The sequence below is a fragment of the Delftia sp. Cs1-4 genome (assembly GCF_000214395.1).
Classification (GTDB): Bacteria; Pseudomonadota; Gammaproteobacteria; order Burkholderiales; family Burkholderiaceae_C; genus Comamonas; species Comamonas acidovorans.
On sequence record NC_015563.1, the window covers coordinates 865,306 to 882,048 of the forward strand.

Here is a 16,743-nt window from a genome sequence, read left to right on the forward strand (position 1 = left end):
TCACGACGTCATTGCCAGCGTGGCGTTGTCGATCACGAAGCGGTACTTCACATCGCCCTGCAGCATGCGCTCGTAGGCGGCGTTGATCTCGTCGGCGCGGATCATCTCGATATCGGCGACGATGCCGTGCTCGGCGCAGAAATCCAGCATCTCCTGCGTTTCGGGAATGCCGCCGATCATGGAACCGGCCAGGCTGCGGCGCTTCATGATCAGGTTGAAAACCTGGGGCGAGGGATGGGGCGTGGCCGGCGCGCCCACCAGGGCCATGGTGCCGTCGCGCTTGAGCAGGGTGAAGAAGGCATCCAGGTCATGCGGCGCGGCCACGGTGTTGAGGATGAAGTCCAGGCTCTTGGTGTGCGCCGCCATCTCGGCCGCGTTGCGCGAGACCACCACTTCGTCGGCGCCCAGGGCGCGCGCCGCCTCACGCTTGGACTCGGAGGTGGTGAAGGCCACCACATGCGCGCCCATGGCGTGGGCCAGCTTGATGCCCATGTGGCCCAGGCCGCCAATGCCCACCACGCCCACCTTGTGGCCCGGCCCCACGCCCCAGTGGCGCAGCGGCGACCAGGTGGTGATGCCCGCGCACAGCAGCGGCGCCACGGCGGCCAGCTGTTCCTCGGGGTGGCGGATGTGCAGCACATAGCGCTCATGCACGACGATGCTCTGCGCGTAGCCGCCCAGCGTGTGGCCGGGCGCATCGGGCGTGGGGCCGTTGTAGGTGCCGACCATGTGGTCGCAATAGTTCTCCAGGCCCTCGTCGCAGTCCGCGCAATGGCGGCAGCTGTCCACGATGCAGCCCACGCCGACCAGATCGCCGGCCTTCACGCCCGAGACATGGGCGCCCACGGCCGAGACGCGGCCCACGATCTCGTGGCCCGGCACGCAGGGGTAGAGCGTGCCCGCCCATTCCGAGCGTACCTGGTGGATGTCGGAGTGGCAGACGCCGCAGAAGGCGATCTCGATCTGCACATCGTGGGCGCCCGGTGCGCGGCGCGTGATGTTCAGGGATTGCAGGGGCAGGTCGCCCGCATGGGCTCCATAGGCTTTGACGGTCATGGGATGTTCCTCGTGGGAGGCCTGGTGGGTGTGGAAAGGGATGCGGGCATTCTTGCCGCCGCCTGCCCTGCTGACTAGCTAATCAATGCTTAATGGGCTTATCAGCACAGCTAATCAATGGATGGCGCTAGGCTTGCGGCCATGGCAAGACGCAACCTCAATGACCTGCTGGCCTTCGTCACCGTGGCGCGCGAGGGCAGCTTCACGCGCGCGGCGGCTGCGCTGGGCGTCACCCAGTCGGCGCTGAGCCAGACCGTGCGCGCGCTGGAGGAGCGGCTGCAGATCCGCCTGCTCACGCGCACCACGCGCAGCGTCTCGCCCACGGCGGCGGGCGAGCGGCTGATGCAGGCCATAGGCCACCGCTTCGACGAGATCGAGGCCGAACTCGACGCTCTGACCGCGCTGCGCGACAAGCCCGGCGGCACGGTGCGCATCACCTGCGGCGACTACATGCTGCAAAGCACCCTGCTGCCCCGGCTGGCGCCGCTGCTGCTCGCCTATCCGGACATCTGCATGGAGTTCGACGTGTACTACGGATTCCGCGACATCGTGGCCGAGCGCTTCGACGCCGGCGTGCGCCTGGGCAGCACCATCGACAAGGACATGATCGCCGTGCCCATCGGCCCGCCGCTGCGCATGGCCGTGGTGTCCTCGCCCGGGTATTTCGCGGAGCACGGCATTCCGAAGAATCCGCAGGACCTGATGGCGCACCGCTGCATCAACCAGCGCATGGTGACCTCGGGCGGCCTGTATGTGTGGGAGTTCGAGCGCCGGGGCCGCAAGATGAATGTGCGCGTGGACGGGCCGCTGATCTTCAACACTACCCAGCCCCAGATCGATGCGTCCCTAGCCGGGCTGGGCATCACGCTGCTGCCCGAGGACGAGGTCATGCCCTGGATCCAGAGCGGCCAGCTGCAGCGCGTGTTGGAGGACTGGTGCCCAAGATTCGACGGCCACCACCTGTACTACCCCAGCCGCAGGCAGCCCTCGCCCGCGTTCTCGCTGGTGGTCGATGCGCTGCGCTGGCGCGGCTGAGGCGCCTGGCCATCAACGCAGCGGCGAAGTAGGCATTGCCGCCGGCGACATACGCGGCAGGTCAGCTTGGGCACAATGAACGGCTTTCGCCCAGCCTCTTTCGCGGTCCTTGGACGCGACTCCTTCACGCGATTTCCTTACGCGATTTCCTTACGCGATCTCTTCACGCGATGCAGCAAGAACCCGACTTCCTCCACAACCTGAACCAGGAATTCCGGGACGGCAGGCGCTGGCTGGACCGCACCATCGTGCTGGCCTATGCGGCGGCCGCCGGGCTGTGCGTGGTGGCCTTCACGCTGATGGCCGACGCGGGCTTTGAACTCTTCGAGAGCATCTACCACTGGCAGGGCGGCTGGGCCGTTCTGCTGTGGATGCCTGCCGTCACGGCGGGCGCCGTGTGGCTCACGCGGCGCTGGGCGCCGGGCGCGGCGGGGTCGGGCATTCCGCAGGTGATCGCCACGCTGGACCCGGCGCTGGACCCCGCGCAGCGCGGGCGCTTCGTGTCGCTGTGGCTGTCCTTCGCCAAGATGGTCCTGGCCAGCGCGGGCTTTGTGGCGGGGCTGTCGATCGGGCGCGAGGGGCCTTCGGTGCAGGTGGCCGCCGGTGTCATGCACCATGCGCGGCGCTGGTTCGGGCCGCATTCGGGCATCAGCCACCATGCGCTGCTGGTGGCCGGCGGCGCGGCCGGCATTGCGGCGGCCTTCAACGCGCCGCTGGCGGGCGTGGTCTTCGCCATCGAGGAGCTGTCGCGCAAGCTGGAGTCGCGCTCCAGCGGCCTGATCATCGCGGCCATCGTGCTGGCCGGCCTGATGGGCGTGTCGGCCTTCGGCAACCTCAGCTATTTCGGGCGCATCCAGGTGCCCCACCTGACCTGGGACGCGCTGCTGCCCGGCCTGTGCGTGACCCTGGCCTGCGGCGTGCTGGGAGGCCTCTTCGCCAAGCTGCTGGCCGCTTCGCTGACCCGCACGCCCGAGCGGCTCAACCAGCTGCGTGCGCGCTTTCCCATCCGCTTCGCGGCGGCGATCGCGCTGGTGATCGCCGTCATCGGCATGGTCACGGGCGGCGCCACCTTCGGCGCGGGCTCGGAGGCCGTCAAGCACATGCTGGCGGGCCAGGCCGACGTGCCCTCGTTCTACGTCACCCTGAAGTTCATCGCCACCTGGCTGTCGGCCTGGGTGGGCGTGCCGGGCGGCATCTTCGCGCCCTCGCTGTCGATTGGCGCGGGCGTGGGCCACAACGTGGCCGGCCTGATGGGCGCAGACATCGCGCCCGCCCTCATCGCCATGGGCATGGCCGCCTTCCTGGCCGCCGTGACACAGGCGCCGCTGACGGCCTTCATCATCGTGATGGAGATGGTGGACGGCCACTCCATGGTGCTCAGCCTCATGGCCGCTGCCATGCTGGCCAGCCTGGTTTCGCGCATGCTGGCCCGGCCGCTGTACGAGACGCTGGCCCAGCACATGCTGAGTCTGGTGCCTGCTCCTGCTCCCGAGCCTGCACCTGCAACAGAGCCTGCACCGGCCGCCGCGCCGGAACCGGAGCCCGCCAGCGCACCTGCCAGCACCGCAGAGCCGGCTGTACCGCCCAAGGACCAGGACAAGCCCGCAGGCGCCTGAGCCGGGCGCGCTTGGCTGACAGGCAATGGCGAAGGGCGATGGCCTGGGCGCGCTGCACGCCACGCCATGCTCGCTTCTTGAGTCCTGACGCACAACCCGAGGAAAGGAACGCGCCATGTGGGAGGAAGTAACCAGCACCCTGGCCGAGGAATTCTCCAGCCTGCCCGATGCAGCCGAGGTCACGCGCGTCATGGTGCGCCTGCTGCTGGCGGCCCTGCTGGGCGGCATCGTCGGCTACGAGCGAGAACACAAGGGCAAGGCCGCCGGCCTGCGCACCCACATGCTGGTGGCCATGGGCGCGGCGCTGTTCGTGCTGGTGCCCGAGCGCGGAGGCATGGGCATTGCCGACATGAGCCGCGTGATCCAGGGCGTGGTGGCCGGCGTGGGCTTCCTGGGCGCGGGCGCCATCATCAAGCGCCACTCCGAGGAACAGGTGCAGGGCCTGACCACGGCCGCCGGCATCTGGATGACGGCCGCCATCGGCGTGGCCTGCGGCCTGGGGCGCGAAGCCATCGCGCTGCTGGCCACGCTGCTGGCCATCGTCATCCTCGTGATGCTGCCGCACGTGGTCAGTGCGCCGCCCCCGCAGGCTGACGCGGAGCCGGATACCAAGCCGCGGGAGACTTGAGGGCGGGCGGCCGCCTAAAGCCTGGTATTCCGGCTTTGTTCGCTTTTTCCTGATGTTCGTGCCACGTGAACATGGCAAACATCACGAACGCAGCCAGTGAGGCTTGCGAGGCACTCGCCAACTCCCGATAGGCAGTCACCTGCGTGCATGGCATCTCTAGCCATGCACGCATGCCTTTAGAAATCCACACTCGCACTCAGCGAGAACGTGCGCGGACCGCCCACCGTCAGGTAGCCCGAACCCGGGTAGCCGCCCACGGAGGCCCAGTAGTTGCGGTCCGTCGCGTTGTCCACGCGCAGGCGCAGCGTGAGCAGCTTGCCCTGCACTTCGGTCATGTAGCGCACGCCCAGGTCCAGGCGGTTCCATCCGGCCACGCGCAGGGTGTTGACGTCGTTGGCGTAGCTGGCGCCGGTGTGCACCAGGCGGCCGTCCAGCGCCAGGCCGTTGATGCCCGGCACATCCCATTCCACGCCCGCCGTGGCCTGGAAGCGCGGCACGCCGATGACGCGCTTGCCGTCGGTGGTGGCTCGGCCCGTGCTCTGCTGCCTGGCGTCCAGCCAGGTGGCGCCGCCCAGCAGGCGCAGGCCGCGCATGGGTTCGCCGAAGACGTTGAATTCCACGCCCTGGTGACGGTCCTTGCCGGCCGAGGTGAACAGGTTGCCGTCGATCAGCGAGCGCGGCTTGTCGGTGGAGAAGAAGGCCAGGCCGCCGCCCAGCTTGCCGCCGTCGTACTTGACGCCCACTTCCTTTTGCTTGGTCACGTAGGGCGACATCTGCTGGCCCGCGTTGGCGATGATGGTGTCGCCCGACTTGGCTGGCGCCGTGTCGCCCTGGGCCAGTCCCTCGATGTAGTTGCCGTACAGCGATACCTGGGGCGTGAGCTTGAACACCGCTCCCAGCACCGGGCTGGTGCGGCTCTGGTCGTAGGCCGTGCGCACGCCGCCCTGGCTGGTGACCGCGCCGTTGCTGACGAGGCGGTAGCTCACCGAGTCGGTCTCTATCGTCTGGCGGCGCACGCCGGCCGTCACCAGCATGCGGCCGTCCATCAGCGACAGCGTGTCGCCCAGCGCAAAGCTGTTCAGGCGCGTGCCCCGGTTGTAGGCGGGGTTGGACAGGTCGTTGCCCAGGTAGTTGAGCGGCGTGATCGCGTAGTAGCTGGGGTTGTAGAGGTTGGTGTTCAGCACATTGCCCTGGACCGCAGACGTGCTCATGCCATAGGCGTTGTAGACCTTGAGGTCAAAAGCCGAGTAGCTGGCCACGATCTCATGGCCCACGCTGCCCGTATTCAGGCGTGCGCGCACGCCCAGCTCGCCCGTGCTCACGCGATCCTTGCGCGCGTTGTCGAAGCGGCTGGTGGTGGCCGCGCCATTGCCGGCCGCCGCCAGCGTGATGTTGGCCAGCGAGTTGTTCTCGGAGCTGCGGCGCAGGCCGTAGGCGGCCCAGGCCGTCACGTTGCTGTTGATGTCCCATTCGCCGCGCAGCGTGCCGAACAGGTCGCGCTCGTCGGAATAGGTCCAGGGCTGGGCCCAGTTGGAGGACGCATCGGGCGCCGCAGGAATGGCCGCCAGCCCTGCGCCCGGCGTGACATTGGTGCGCGTGCGCTTGAGGCGGTTGTCCTGCCAGCCGATGTCGCCCGACAGGCGCACATTGCGGCTGCGCCAGTCCATGCCCACGGACAACAGATCGAGCTTGGAGCTTTCTTGGTCGATGGCGGTATCGCCGCCCCGGTGCGCGGCGTTCAGGCGGATGCCCGTGGCCTGTTCGGGGCCGAAGCGCCGGCTCACGTCGGCCGCCACAAAGGCCTGGCCGCCGCTGGCAATGCCTGCCGTCGCGCGCGACAGCGGATCGGTGCCCGCGCGCTTGGGCAGCAGGTTGATGTTGCCGCCCAGGCCGCCGCCATTGGGGCTGGCGCCCATCAGAAAGGCCGATGCGCCGCGCAGCAGCTCCACGCGCTCGAACAGCTCGGTGGCGATGTACTGGCGCGGCAGCAGGGCGTAGAGGCCGTTGTAGGCCACGTCGTCCGAGCCCAGCACGAAGCCGCGCACGAAGTAGGACTCCTGGAAATTGCCGAAGCCGCGCGCCACGCGCACGGAAGGATCGTTCTGCAGTACATCGCCCACGCTCTTGGCCTGGCGGTCCTGGATCAGCTCGTTGGTGTAGCTGGTGATGGAGAACGGCGTCTCCATGTTGTCGCGCGTGCCCAGAATCCCGGCCCGCCCGCCGCGCGCCACCTGGCCGCCCGCGTAGGGCTTGGACAGCCCTTCAGCCGACGCATCGGCGCTGGCCTCGACGGTGACGGTGCCCAACTCGGGCGCGGCCGTTGCCGTGGAAGGGGCAGGTTGGGCCCATGCGGCGCCAGCAGACAAAAGAAGGGCCAGGGCCCCGGCGATCGGGGTCAGCGTGTAGAGGGGGGAGTGCATGGAGAAAACGGGATGAGAATGATTCCCAATAATTTTATCGATGCGACTCCCCCGTATGGAGCTTGTAGGGAGATGTGTCTGTTTGTGCCCACATCCCTGCCAGCGCATCGCTGCCGAAGCTGCGCTTGTGTCGGCTGTGGAAACTTGCCTATCATCCGGTCGGCCCCCTGTTCCGGGGCTGGTGCGTAAGAACACCAATACACAGCGGTTGAGCCTCCCCGAAAGCGAGTTCTGTCCCTTACCGGAGCACGGAACGATGATCACCGTTTCTCACCCCTTGGTCTGCGCCCAGTTCACTGGTATCGCAGGCTTTTTCATGACCGCAGTCACTTCGGCCGGTCTTTTCCATACCTTGTCACCCCTTCAACTGGGGCACTCTTTGCGCCACTTCGCACGGAGGGCGCAGCCATGAAGCAGACCAAGGAACAGGCCAAGACCTCGGCCGCCAGGATCGAGCGGCTGACGCGCGATATCTCCGAGATCCACAAGCTGGTGGATGAGGGCTGCGCCGAGATCTCGGCCACGGCGCAGATGGCCTTGAAGTGGCTGGAGACGCCGGAGGGCTGCCAGCGGCTGGACGTGGTGGCCGAGGCCTTGAAGACGATTCGCCACAGCGCCCTGTTCACGGGCGACTGCTCCAGAAGCAAGGCGATCACGGCTGGCAGCACCTACCGCAATCTGGCCCAACGGCGGCTGCGCGAGGCCGAGAAGGCAGCCGATGAGGCGCGCGTGGCGCAGGCCTTGCGGGATTCGGCGGCTTAGCGCCGCAGCGTGCGGCGTGCACCGGGCCAGGTGCGCGCCGAGGGGACCGGCGCCTGCTCAGGCGCCGGCCAGCAGCTCCCGCGAACACGCCTGCGCCTCATCCTCCCCCTGCACGAACGCAACCCGCATGCCCAGCGCCTTGCCCATGCCTTGCACGGCCAGGCGCAGGGCGGCGGGCACGGCGCGGTCGCCCGTGATGACGACCATGCCCCGGCACAGCTGGCGCATGCGTTCGCGGTTGCGCTTGAAGAACAGGGCGCGCTGCTTGCGTTCTTCGTGGCTTTCCTCGGGGTGGTCGCCGGGCAGGTGGTCGGTGAGCAGCACGAAGTGCCGGCCCTGGTCGAGCAGGGATTCGATCCGGGCCTCGGCCGATGCGTCATTGCCGTTGCCTGCGTCTGCAGGTGCCTGCGCTTCGGGTTCGCGCAGGTAGACCAGGGGAAAGCGGGAGGTATCGATCAGCATGTCATGGTTCCTGGGAAAAAGCAGGGCATCAGTACAGGTCGTGCCTGACCGCATGGGCGTAGTGGGCGTTGGCCTGCTCCTGTTGCGCTGCATCCATGGCGGGCGCCGTGGCATCGGCCAACTGCGTGAGGGCGGCCATCATCTGGCCCACGGAGGGCAGGGCGGTGCGGTCCAGTTGGCTTGACGGGTTCCACAGGCCGGAGCGGTGGATGGCCTTGCCGCAGTGCAGCAGCACCTCGTCGACCAGCACCACGGTGGCGGTATTGGGCGTGCCCCGGCCTTCGCTCAGTTCCTGCAGCAGATGGGGGTCGGTGGAGATGCGGCCGCGCCCGTTGATGCGCAGGAAGATGTCCAGTCCCGGGAACAGGAAGAGCATGGCCAGGCGGTCATCGGCCTGCAGGTTGCGCAGGGATTCGATGCGGTTGTTGCCGGGCCAGTCGGCAAAGGCCACGGTGCGCTCGTCCAGCACCTGCACAAAGCCGGGCGGCCCGCCGCGCGGCGAGGCGTCCAGGCCGCGTTCGCCGGCCGTGGCCAGGCAAAAGAAGCTGGCCTGGCGCAGATAGGCCTCGTGGAAGTCGGACAGGCGGTCGCGCACGGCCTTCTGGATTCTTTCTGCCGGGGCGGCGTAGAGCGAGTCCAGGTCGATGGCCGGGCCTGGCAGCTCTGCAAGGGCGGTGTTGTCTGTGTGCATGGCACAAGCGTAAGAACAAAGGCGTTGGCGGCTGTAGACTGGATCAGCCAACAAATAGCTCAAAGACGCCATGCCCGATGCCATTCTTGAACTGGTCAGCCATGTGAACCGTGCCGATGGCCCCGTGCTGATCGCAGCCGTGGGCAATCAGGACGAGGAACTGGCCTCCGAGCCGCACCGCCACGCGCGCGGCCAGCTGTTCGGCTCGCTGCGCGGGCTGCTGTCGGTGGGCGTGGAAGACGCGGTCTGGGTGGTGCCCGCCATCCATGCCGTGTGGCTGCCGCCGCACCAGCTGCATTCGGGCCGCTCCCATGGTCCCTTCCACGGCTGGAGCGTCTACGTGGCGGAGCCGGCCTGCGCCGACCTGCCGCAGCGGCCCTGCGCCATCCGCACCTCGGGCCTGCTGCGTGAGGCCGTGCTGCGCGCCGCCGGCTGGGGATGGCAGCAAGGCGTGCCCACAACGCAGCCCGTGCAACCAGGCCCTTCGGCGGACCAGGCCCGCGCCCATGTGATGGCGGTGATCCTGGACGAGATCCGCACCCTGCCCGTGGAGCCCCTGGGCCTGCCCCTGCCCGCCGACCCGCGCCTGCAGCGCATCGCCCGCGCACTGATCGCCGACCCGGCCGATGCCCGCGACCTGGAGGCCTGGGCACGCTGGGCCGCCGTCAGCTCGCGGACGCTGAGCCGGCGCTTTGTCTCGGAAACCGGCTTCAGCTTCACCGCCTGGCGCCAGCGCGCACGGCTGATGCGCTCGCTGGAGATGCTGGCCGCCGGCGCGCCGGTGACGAACATCGCGCTGGACCTGGGCTACGCCACGGCCAGCGCCTTCATCGGGCTGTTCCGGCGCACGTTCGGGGAGACGCCTGCGGCGTACCGGGGGAGGCTGGGGGCTGCGCGGGACTGAGGGGCTGCGGTGCCCTTGTGGCTAACGGCTTCGCCTACAACCGCTGCAACTGCGCATTCAGATACGCATCGCGCGAGGGCAGCAGGTGCTCGGCGCACAGGCGCACCAGTGCGTCGCGGTCCTGGGCGCGCAGGGCTTCGATCATTTGCCAGTGTTCCTGGCGTGCGCGCTCGCGGTAGTCGGCCGAGACCAGGGAGGCGAAGCGGATGGGGTGGGTCTGGCGCGCGTATTCGGTGATGGCCTTGTGCAGCGTGTCGTTGCCCGCCAGCGCAAACAGTTCCTGGTGAAAGGCCAGGTTGATGCGGAACACCAGGCGCGCGTTGCCTTCGGCCACGGCGGCGTCGTGCTGCTGCTGGATGGAGGTCAGGCGTTCGAGCCTCTCGGCCGGCACGGGCAGGGGGATCTTGCGCGCGGCCTCGACTTCGAGCATGCCGCGCAGCTCGTACAGTTCCTGCACTTCCTGGGTGGAGAACGAGCGCACCAGGGCGCCGACGTTCTTGCGGCGCTCAATGAGGCCCATGCGGTCCAGCGCGGCCAGGGCCTCGCGGGCGATGTGGCGCTTGACGTCGAAGCGGGCCATGAGGTCGTCTTCGACCAGGCGCTCGCGCGGGTGCAGCCGGCCGAAGACCACGTCCTCTTCCAGCGCGGCCACCATGGCGCCCAGGGCGTCCGGTGCCGGCGCGGGTTCTGCATCCAGGGAAATCGGCAATGGGGCGGCAACGACCATCAATACAAGCGGTTGGGACAAAGACGCCATTTTGTCCGAATTGACCGCCTGCGCCGACTATTCACGCGGGCCGGGAATGGTGCCGCGTTCGGTGGCGCAGCGCAGGAAGTCGAAGTCCACGCCCTGGTCGGCCTGGTTCACGGTGGTGAGAAAGAGCTTGCGGTAGCCGCGCTCGGCCGTGGGCTCGGTCACGGGGCTGAGCCGGGCGCGGCGGGCCAGTTCCTCGTCGCTGACCTGCAGCGTGAGCTCGCGCCGCGCCACCGACAGAGTGATGCGGTCGCCGTTGTGCACATGGGCCAGCGGGCCGCCCACGGCCGACTCCGGCGTGACGTGCAGCACGATGGTGCCGAAGGCCGTGCCGCTCATGCGCCCGTCGGAGATGCGCACGATGTCCTTGACGCCGGCCCGCGCCAGCTTGCGCGGGATGGGGATGTAGCCCGCCTCGGGCATGCCGGGCGCGCCCTTGGGGCCGATGTTCTTGAGCACGAGGATGTCGTCGGCGGTCACGTCCAGATCGTCGCTGTCGATGCGGTGGGCCAGGTCGGCCGCGTTCTCGAAGACCACGGCGCGGCCTTCGTGCTCCATGAGCCCGGGATGGGCGGCCGACTGCTTGATGATGGCGCCGCCCGGCGCCAGGTTGCCCTGCAGCACGGCGATGCCGCCCTGCGGGTAGATGGGGTTGGAGCGCGGGCGCACCACATCCTGCGCAAAGCCGGGGCCGGCGCGGTCGATCTCTTCGCCCAGCGTGCGGCCGGTGACGGTGAGGGCGTCCAGGTTCAGCAGGGGCTTGAGCTCGCGCAGCAGCGTGGCCATGCCGCCCGCGTGGTGGAAGTCTTCCATGTAGTGATCGCCCGAGGGCTTGAGGTCCAGCAGCACGGGCGTGTCGCGTCCCATGCGGTCCAGGGCCTTGAGGTCGATGTCATAGCCCATGCGCCCCGCGATGGCGGCCAGGTGGACGATGCCGTTGGTGGAGCCGCCAATGGCCAGCAGCACGCGCATGGCGTTTTCGAAGGCGGCGGGCGTGAGGATTTTGTCGATGGTCAGGCGCTCGCGTGCCATGCGCACGGCCTCGGTGCCGGTCTGCTCGGCGATGCGGATGCGGTCGGCCGTGACGGCGGGGGGCGAGGCGCCGCCGGGCACGGTCATGCCCAGAGCCTCGGCAATGCAGGCCATGGTGCTGGCCGTGCCCATGACCGAGCAGGTGCCCACGCTGGCCACCAGCTGGTTGTTCACGTCGGCGATCTCTTCGGCGTCGATCTCTTCGGCGCGGAACTTGCCCCAGTAGCGGCGGCAGTCCGTGCAGGCGCCCACGCGCTCGCTGCGGTGCGAGCCGGTGAGCATCGACCCGGTGATCAGCTGGATGGCCGGGATGCCGGCCGAGGCCGCGCCCATCAACTGGGCCGGCACCGTCTTGTCGCAGCCGCCGATGAGCACGACGGCATCCATGGGCTGGGCGCGGATCATCTCCTCGGTGTCCATGGACATGAGGTTGCGCAGGTACATGCTGGTCGGCGCCGAGAAGCTTTCGTGCACCGAGATGGTGGGGAAGTCCATGGGCAGGCCGCCCGCCAGCATGACGCCGCGCTTGACGGCCTCGATCAACTGGGGCGCGTTGCCGTGGCAGGGGTTGTAGCTGCTGCCCGTGTTGGCAATGCCGATGACGGGGCGCTGCAGCGCCGAGTCCGTATAGCCCGCGCCCTTGATGAAGGCCTTGCGCAGGAATAGCGAAAAGCCGCGGTCGCCGTAGTTGGTCAGGCCCTTGGAGATGCCCGTGGCCGCATCGGCGGGGGCGATGTCATGGCCTGGAGCGCCATCGGGAGTCTTGGGGTCGGTCATGGGTGGGGTGCTTTGCAGAGGGTCTTGGCGGGGTCGGAAGGCAGGCGCTGCCTTGTCGAGGGGCAGGATAGCGGCGGACGCCGCAGATTATTATCGTCGTTATCACCTATATTATTAATAATCTATCCGACCAACCATGCAGCCGTGCCCGGCGTGCGTGCCGGGCATGTTTTTCCGACACAAGACAAAAGGAGGAGACACCCATGGTTGTTGCTGCATCCCGCATCCGTCGCATTCATGCGCCCAACCGGCGCGCCGCCCTGGCTGCGGCGCTGCTGGCCTCGCTGGTGCTGGGCCCAGGCCTGGCCACGCCCGCGCTGGCCGACGGCGCCTATCCGGCCCGGCCCATCAAGCTGGTCGTTCCCTACACGCCCGGGGGCGCCACCGACGTGATCGGGCGCGTGGTGGGGCAAAGGCTCTCGCTGGCGCTGGGCCAGCCGGTGGTGGTGGAGAACCGGGCGGGCGCGGCCGGCAACCTGGGCGCCGCCGCCGTGGCCAAGGAAAAGCCCGATGGCTACACCCTGCTGCTGGGCGCGCTGACCAGCCATTCCATCAACAGCGTGCTCATGGCGTCCACGGCAGGCTTCACCATGGACAAGAGCTTTGCGCCCATTGGCGTGGTGGGCCGCGTGCCGCTGGTGGTGACCGTGGGCCCGTCGGTGAAGTCGGCCAATCTCGCGGAGCTCATCGCGCTGGCCAAAACCAGGCCGGCCGGGCTGAACTACGGCTCCTCGGGCAATGGCTCGCCCCAGCACCTGGCGGCCGAGCTGTTCAAGCGGCAGGCGGGCGTGCCGCTGACCCATGTGCCCTACAAGGGCAGCACGCCGGCGCTCAACGATCTGATGGGCGGCCAGGTGGATGTGGTGTTCGACACCCTGCCCGCCACGCAGGGCTTCATCAAGGGCGGCCGCCTGCGCGCGCTGGCCGTGACCACGGCGCAGCGCGTGCCCTCCATTGCCGACATTCCCACCACGGCCGAGGCCGGGCTGTCGGGCTTCGAGGTGACGTCGATGTTCGGCCTGCTGGCGCCTGCGGGCACGCCCGCGCCCATCGTCGCCCGGCTCAGCGGCGCGCTCAAGGAGGTGATGGGGCAGCAGGAAGTGAAGGACGCCCTGGTCGCCCAGGGCGCCATGCCCACCTTCACCACGCCTGCCGAGGCGCGTGCCCAGATCGCCGAGGAAGTGGCGCGCTGGTCCGCCGTGATCCGGCAGGCGGGCATACAGCCGGATTGAGGCTGCGCCTCAGCGCCGCCGGGCCCGCGTTTCCGGCAGAAAGGCCGTTGCCAGCCCCAGCAGCGGCAGGTAGGCCACCAGGCCGTACACCCAGACGATGCCGTGGGTGTCGGCCAGGTTGCCCATGCCGGCAGCCCCCAGGCCGCCGATGCCGAACATGAGTCCGAACATCAGCCCCGAGACCAGGCCCACGCGGCCGGGCACGGCCTCCTGGGCGTAGACCACCAGCGCCGCAAAGGCCGAGGACATGACCAGGCCGATGACGATGGACAGCACGGCCGTCCAGAACAGGTCGGCATGCGGCAGCAGCAGCGCAAACGGCGCCACGCCCAGGAAGGACACCCAGATCACGGCCTTGCGCCCTATGCGGTCGCCCACCGGGCCGCCCGCGAAGGTGCCCGCCGCCACGGCCGCCAGGAAGGCGAACAGGTACAGCTGCGACTGCTGCACGGGCAGGGCAAAGCGCTCGATCAGATAGAAGGTGAAGTAGTTGGCAAAGGCCGCGATGTAGACGAACTTGGCGAACATCAGCACGCAGATCACGGTCACCGCGCGGATGACCTGCGAGCGGTTCAGCACCGTCAGCGCATGCTGGCCGGCCGCCACCACCTTGGCCGGCGCGTGGTGCAGGCGCCAGTGCGTGATGCGCAGCAGCACCCAGATGGCCAGCAGCGCCACCAGCATGAACCAGGCGATCGCATGCTGGCCAAACGGAATGACGATGGCCGCCACCATCAGCGGGCCGATGGCCGAGCCCGTGTTGCCGCCCACCTGGAAGGTCGATTGCGCCGTGCCGAAGCGCCCGCCCGAGGCCAGCCGCGCCACGCGCGAGGCCTCGGGGTGGAAGGTGGACGAGCCCACGCCGATCAGCGACGCGGCGGCCAGCAGCATGGGGTAGCTGGTGGACAGGGCCAGCAAGCCCACGCCCACCAGCGTCACCACCATGCCCAGCGGCAGCAGGTAGGGCTTGGGATGCTTGTCGGTGTACAGGCCGATCCAGGGCTGCAGCAGCGAGGCCGTGACCTGGTAGACCAGGGAGATCCAGCCGATCTGCGCGAAGCTCAGCGAGAACTCCGTCTTGAGCATGGGATAGACGGCCGGCAGCACGGCCTGGATCAGGTCGTTGAGCAGGTGGGCAAAGGCGGCGGCGCCGACGATGCGCAGCAAAAATCCCTGCGCGGCATGGCTGGGTGCTGGATGGGCGGGCGCCGTATGGGCATGCGTTGCAGGCGCGCCCAGCTCGCCCGGGGCGCCAAGAGTGGTGGTGTTGCTTGTCATGGAGGAAAGGGCCCCGCAGGGCGGCACGGTCAGGGTCCGGCGTTGACGAAGGTCAATGGGCCGTGGGACCGAAGATAGGCGTTTGGTGCCCGTCTGTCTCTCTCTATACTGACTTCAATTGTCGAGATCAGGACAGAGAGCCGCATAGAACCGCACAGGACGGGAAGCCCCATGGCCGCAGAACTGCCGCGCATATACCTCAAGTACCACCAGACCGGGCGCCCCATGGCCGCCATGGAGGCCAACTGGGCGCATGGCACCAGCACGGGCTGGCACTCCCACCCGCGCGGCCAGCTGCTGTATGCGATCGAAGGCGTGATGTCCGTGCAGCTGCATTCCGGCTCCTGGCTGGTGCCGCCCAACCGGGGGCTGTGGATAGAGGCCGACGCCGAGCACGATGTGCGCATGTCGGGCGACGTGAAGATGCGCACGGCCTACATCGACGCCTCGGCCTTTGCGGACCTGCCCGCGCGCACCTGCGTGGTCAATGTGTCGCCCCTGCTGCGCGAGCTGGTGGTGGCCGCCGTCGGCGTGCCGCTGGACTATGCCGAAGGCAGCCGCGACGAGCGCCTGATGCACCTGCTGGTCGATGAACTGCGCGCCGCCGAGGTCCTGCCCCTGCACCTGCCCCTGTCCGCCGATGCGCGGCTGCGCCAGGTCTGCGAGGCCCTGATGCGCGAGCCTGCCGACACCGCCACCGCTGAACACTGGGCGCAGCGCCTGGGCGTGAGCGCCAAGACGCTGCAGCGCCTGTTCGTGAAGGAAACCGGCATGCCCTTCGCCCAGTGGCGCGAGCAGGCGCGGCTGATGTTCGCGCTGGGCCGCATTGCGGCGGGCGAGCGCATCATCGACATCGCCCTCGATTGCGGCTACGCCAGCCAGAGCGCGTTCACGGCCATGTTCAAAAGGCATTTCGGGGTGCCGCCTTCGGGCTTCCAGCGCTGAGGCACGACCGGACCAAGGTCGGGCCGGGCGGACTTGGATGCAGATCCAGATATCGATTGCGGCACAAGCATATGCCCAAAGATTCGTTCCCCCGCGCCTGCATCGTGGCGATACTGGCCGGCCGCATTCCATCCACTGCCTGGCCTGTACCACCGTGCTACCCGACCCAGTCCCCGACAGCGCGGCCGAAGCGCAGGTCGATCGCGTCATCGACGGCCTGCTCAACGGCCTGCAATGGCGCGCCAGCGTGTTCCACGTGGGGCAGTACTGCGGGCGCTGGCGGGCCTCCACGGCGGGGCGCGCGCGGGCCAGCTTTCACCTGATCCTGGACGGGCGCTGCTGGCTGCACCTGCCGGGCCAGCCTTCGGTGGAGCTGCAGCCGCGCGACGGCGTGTTCCTCTCGCGCGATGTGCCGCATTTCATCTCGCCCTATGCCGACCCGGACATGGCCTGCGCCCCGCAGGCCATGCGCGCCGTCACTGGCGATGCCGGCATCGGAGAGACGGCGCTGGCCTGCGGCTTCTTCACCTTCGAGGGGCCCATGCGCGGCCTGCTGGTCGATGCCTTCCCCGACCACCTGGTGCTGCGCGGCGACGACCATGCGATGAGCGGCGCCTCCATGCTGTTCGACCTGATGCGCGCCGAGGCGCTGCGCACGGGCACCGAGCCCTCGGCCGTGATGGACCGGCTGGTGGGCCTGCTGTTCTTCTACGGCCTGCGCCAGCTCGCGCATGGCGATGCGCGGGCGCGCGGCATCTGGAGCCTGCTGCGCCGGCCGGGCTTTGCGCCGCTGGTGGCCGAGCTGCTGCGCGAGCCGGCCCGCAACTGGAGCGTGGCCGACATGGCCGCGCGCGTGTGCCTGTCGCGCGCCACGTTCTTTCGGCAGTTTGCCGAGGCCTGCGGCCAGCCGCCCCAGCAATTCCTGCTGCTGCTGCGCATGCAGCTGGCCGCGCGCCGGCTGGCCCAGGGCGAGGCCATAGGCCAGGTGGCCGAGGCCGTGGGCTACGAGTCCTATGCGGCTTTCTCGCGTGCCTTCAAGCGCGTGATGGGCGAGCAGCCCGGCGCCTGGCAGCGCGCGCAGGCACGCTGCTGCTGAGCCGCCATCCGAGCCCGCCGCATCTGCCTGCGGGTTGACACGTTCGGGCATAAAT

Annotated in this window: 15 protein-coding genes; 8 read left to right on the top strand and 7 right to left on the bottom strand. The window is 68.8% G+C overall.

The genetic code is table 11. The features are described 5' to 3' along the window. Entirely contained in the window at positions 1 to 1,056 is a 1,056-nt protein-coding gene (locus tag DELCS14_RS03825) for an NAD(P)-dependent alcohol dehydrogenase (RefSeq protein WP_013800519.1), read from the bottom strand. Positions 1,057 to 1,197: 141 nt separating this feature from the next. On the opposite strand from DELCS14_RS03825, the gene DELCS14_RS03830 reads away from it, so the two are divergent. From DELCS14_RS03830 to DELCS14_RS03840, 3 genes are all read left to right on the top strand, one after another. Further along, on the top strand, positions 1,198 to 2,091 hold the full coding sequence (locus tag DELCS14_RS03830; RefSeq protein WP_013800520.1) for a LysR family transcriptional regulator: 894 nt from the start codon (positions 1,198 to 1,200) through the stop codon (positions 2,089 to 2,091). 170 nt (positions 2,092 to 2,261) lie between these two features. Beyond that, positions 2,262 to 3,707 carry a chloride channel protein gene (locus DELCS14_RS03835; protein ID WP_013800521.1) on the top strand — a complete coding sequence of 482 codons (1,446 nt, stop codon included), beginning with the start codon at positions 2,262 to 2,264 and terminating at the stop codon, positions 3,705 to 3,707. 115 nt (positions 3,708 to 3,822) lie between these two features. Beyond that, a complete protein-coding gene (locus tag DELCS14_RS03840; RefSeq protein WP_012207634.1) occupies positions 3,823 to 4,335 on the top strand; it encodes an MgtC/SapB family protein in 513 nt (170 codons plus the stop codon). Between the two features lie 176 nt (positions 4,336 to 4,511). Here the strand turns inward: DELCS14_RS03840 and DELCS14_RS03845 are convergent, their stop codons facing one another. Continuing rightward, positions 4,512 to 6,755 (bottom strand): TonB-dependent receptor, encoded by a 2,244-nt coding sequence (locus tag DELCS14_RS03845; protein WP_013800522.1) that lies wholly within the window; start codon positions 6,753 to 6,755, stop codon positions 4,512 to 4,514. Between the two features lie 408 nt (positions 6,756 to 7,163). Here DELCS14_RS03845 and DELCS14_RS03850 point away from each other — a divergent pair, with 408 nt between their 5' ends. Further along, a complete protein-coding gene (locus DELCS14_RS03850) occupies positions 7,164 to 7,517 on the top strand; it encodes a hypothetical protein (protein WP_013800523.1) in 354 nt (117 codons plus the stop codon). Positions 7,518 to 7,574: 57 nt separating this feature from the next. Here the strand turns inward: DELCS14_RS03850 and DELCS14_RS03855 are convergent, their stop codons facing one another. Both DELCS14_RS03855 and DELCS14_RS03860 read right to left on the bottom strand, forming a co-directional pair. After that, on the bottom strand, positions 7,575 to 7,979 hold the full coding sequence (locus DELCS14_RS03855; RefSeq protein ID WP_013800524.1) for a hypothetical protein: 405 nt from the start codon (positions 7,977 to 7,979) through the stop codon (positions 7,575 to 7,577). Between the two features lie 28 nt (positions 7,980 to 8,007). Further along, positions 8,008 to 8,670, bottom strand: coding sequence for an MSMEG_1061 family FMN-dependent PPOX-type flavoprotein (locus DELCS14_RS03860; protein ID WP_013800525.1), 663 nt, complete (start codon positions 8,668 to 8,670; stop codon positions 8,008 to 8,010). A 70-nt stretch (positions 8,671 to 8,740) separates the two neighbouring features. On the opposite strand from DELCS14_RS03860, the gene DELCS14_RS03865 reads away from it, so the two are divergent. Continuing rightward, complete coding sequence (locus tag DELCS14_RS03865; protein ID WP_013800526.1) at positions 8,741 to 9,574, top strand: helix-turn-helix transcriptional regulator; 834 nt, start codon at positions 8,741 to 8,743, stop codon at positions 9,572 to 9,574. Between the two features lie 34 nt (positions 9,575 to 9,608). On the opposite strand, the gene DELCS14_RS03870 is transcribed toward DELCS14_RS03865, so the two are convergent. Together DELCS14_RS03870 and DELCS14_RS03875 are read right to left on the bottom strand one after the other, a co-directional pair. After that, positions 9,609 to 10,301 carry a GntR family transcriptional regulator gene (locus tag DELCS14_RS03870; protein WP_013800527.1) on the bottom strand — a complete coding sequence of 231 codons (693 nt, stop codon included), beginning with the start codon at positions 10,299 to 10,301 and terminating at the stop codon, positions 9,609 to 9,611. Between the two features lie 57 nt (positions 10,302 to 10,358). After that, entirely contained in the window at positions 10,359 to 12,137 is a 1,779-nt protein-coding gene (locus tag DELCS14_RS03875; protein ID WP_013800528.1) for an IlvD/Edd family dehydratase, read from the bottom strand. A 203-nt stretch (positions 12,138 to 12,340) separates the two neighbouring features. Between DELCS14_RS03875 and DELCS14_RS03880 the strand changes: the two genes are divergently transcribed. Then, positions 12,341 to 13,369 (top strand): tripartite tricarboxylate transporter substrate-binding protein, encoded by a 1,029-nt coding sequence (locus DELCS14_RS03880; RefSeq protein ID WP_013800529.1) that lies wholly within the window; start codon positions 12,341 to 12,343, stop codon positions 13,367 to 13,369. A gap of 9 nt (positions 13,370 to 13,378) precedes the next feature. Here the strand turns inward: DELCS14_RS03880 and DELCS14_RS03885 are convergent, their stop codons facing one another. After that, complete coding sequence (locus DELCS14_RS03885; RefSeq protein WP_013800530.1) at positions 13,379 to 14,647, bottom strand: MFS transporter; 1,269 nt, start codon at positions 14,645 to 14,647, stop codon at positions 13,379 to 13,381. Between the two features lie 171 nt (positions 14,648 to 14,818). Between DELCS14_RS03885 and DELCS14_RS03890 the strand changes: the two genes are divergently transcribed. Both DELCS14_RS03890 and DELCS14_RS03895 read left to right on the top strand, forming a co-directional pair. Continuing rightward, complete coding sequence (locus tag DELCS14_RS03890) at positions 14,819 to 15,592, top strand: helix-turn-helix transcriptional regulator (RefSeq protein WP_013800531.1); 774 nt, start codon at positions 14,819 to 14,821, stop codon at positions 15,590 to 15,592. 154 nt (positions 15,593 to 15,746) lie between these two features. Beyond that, positions 15,747 to 16,688, top strand: a complete 942-nt coding sequence (locus tag DELCS14_RS03895) for an AraC family transcriptional regulator (protein WP_043795679.1) — start codon at positions 15,747 to 15,749, stop codon at positions 16,686 to 16,688. Positions 16,689 to 16,743: the final 55 nt, after the last annotated feature.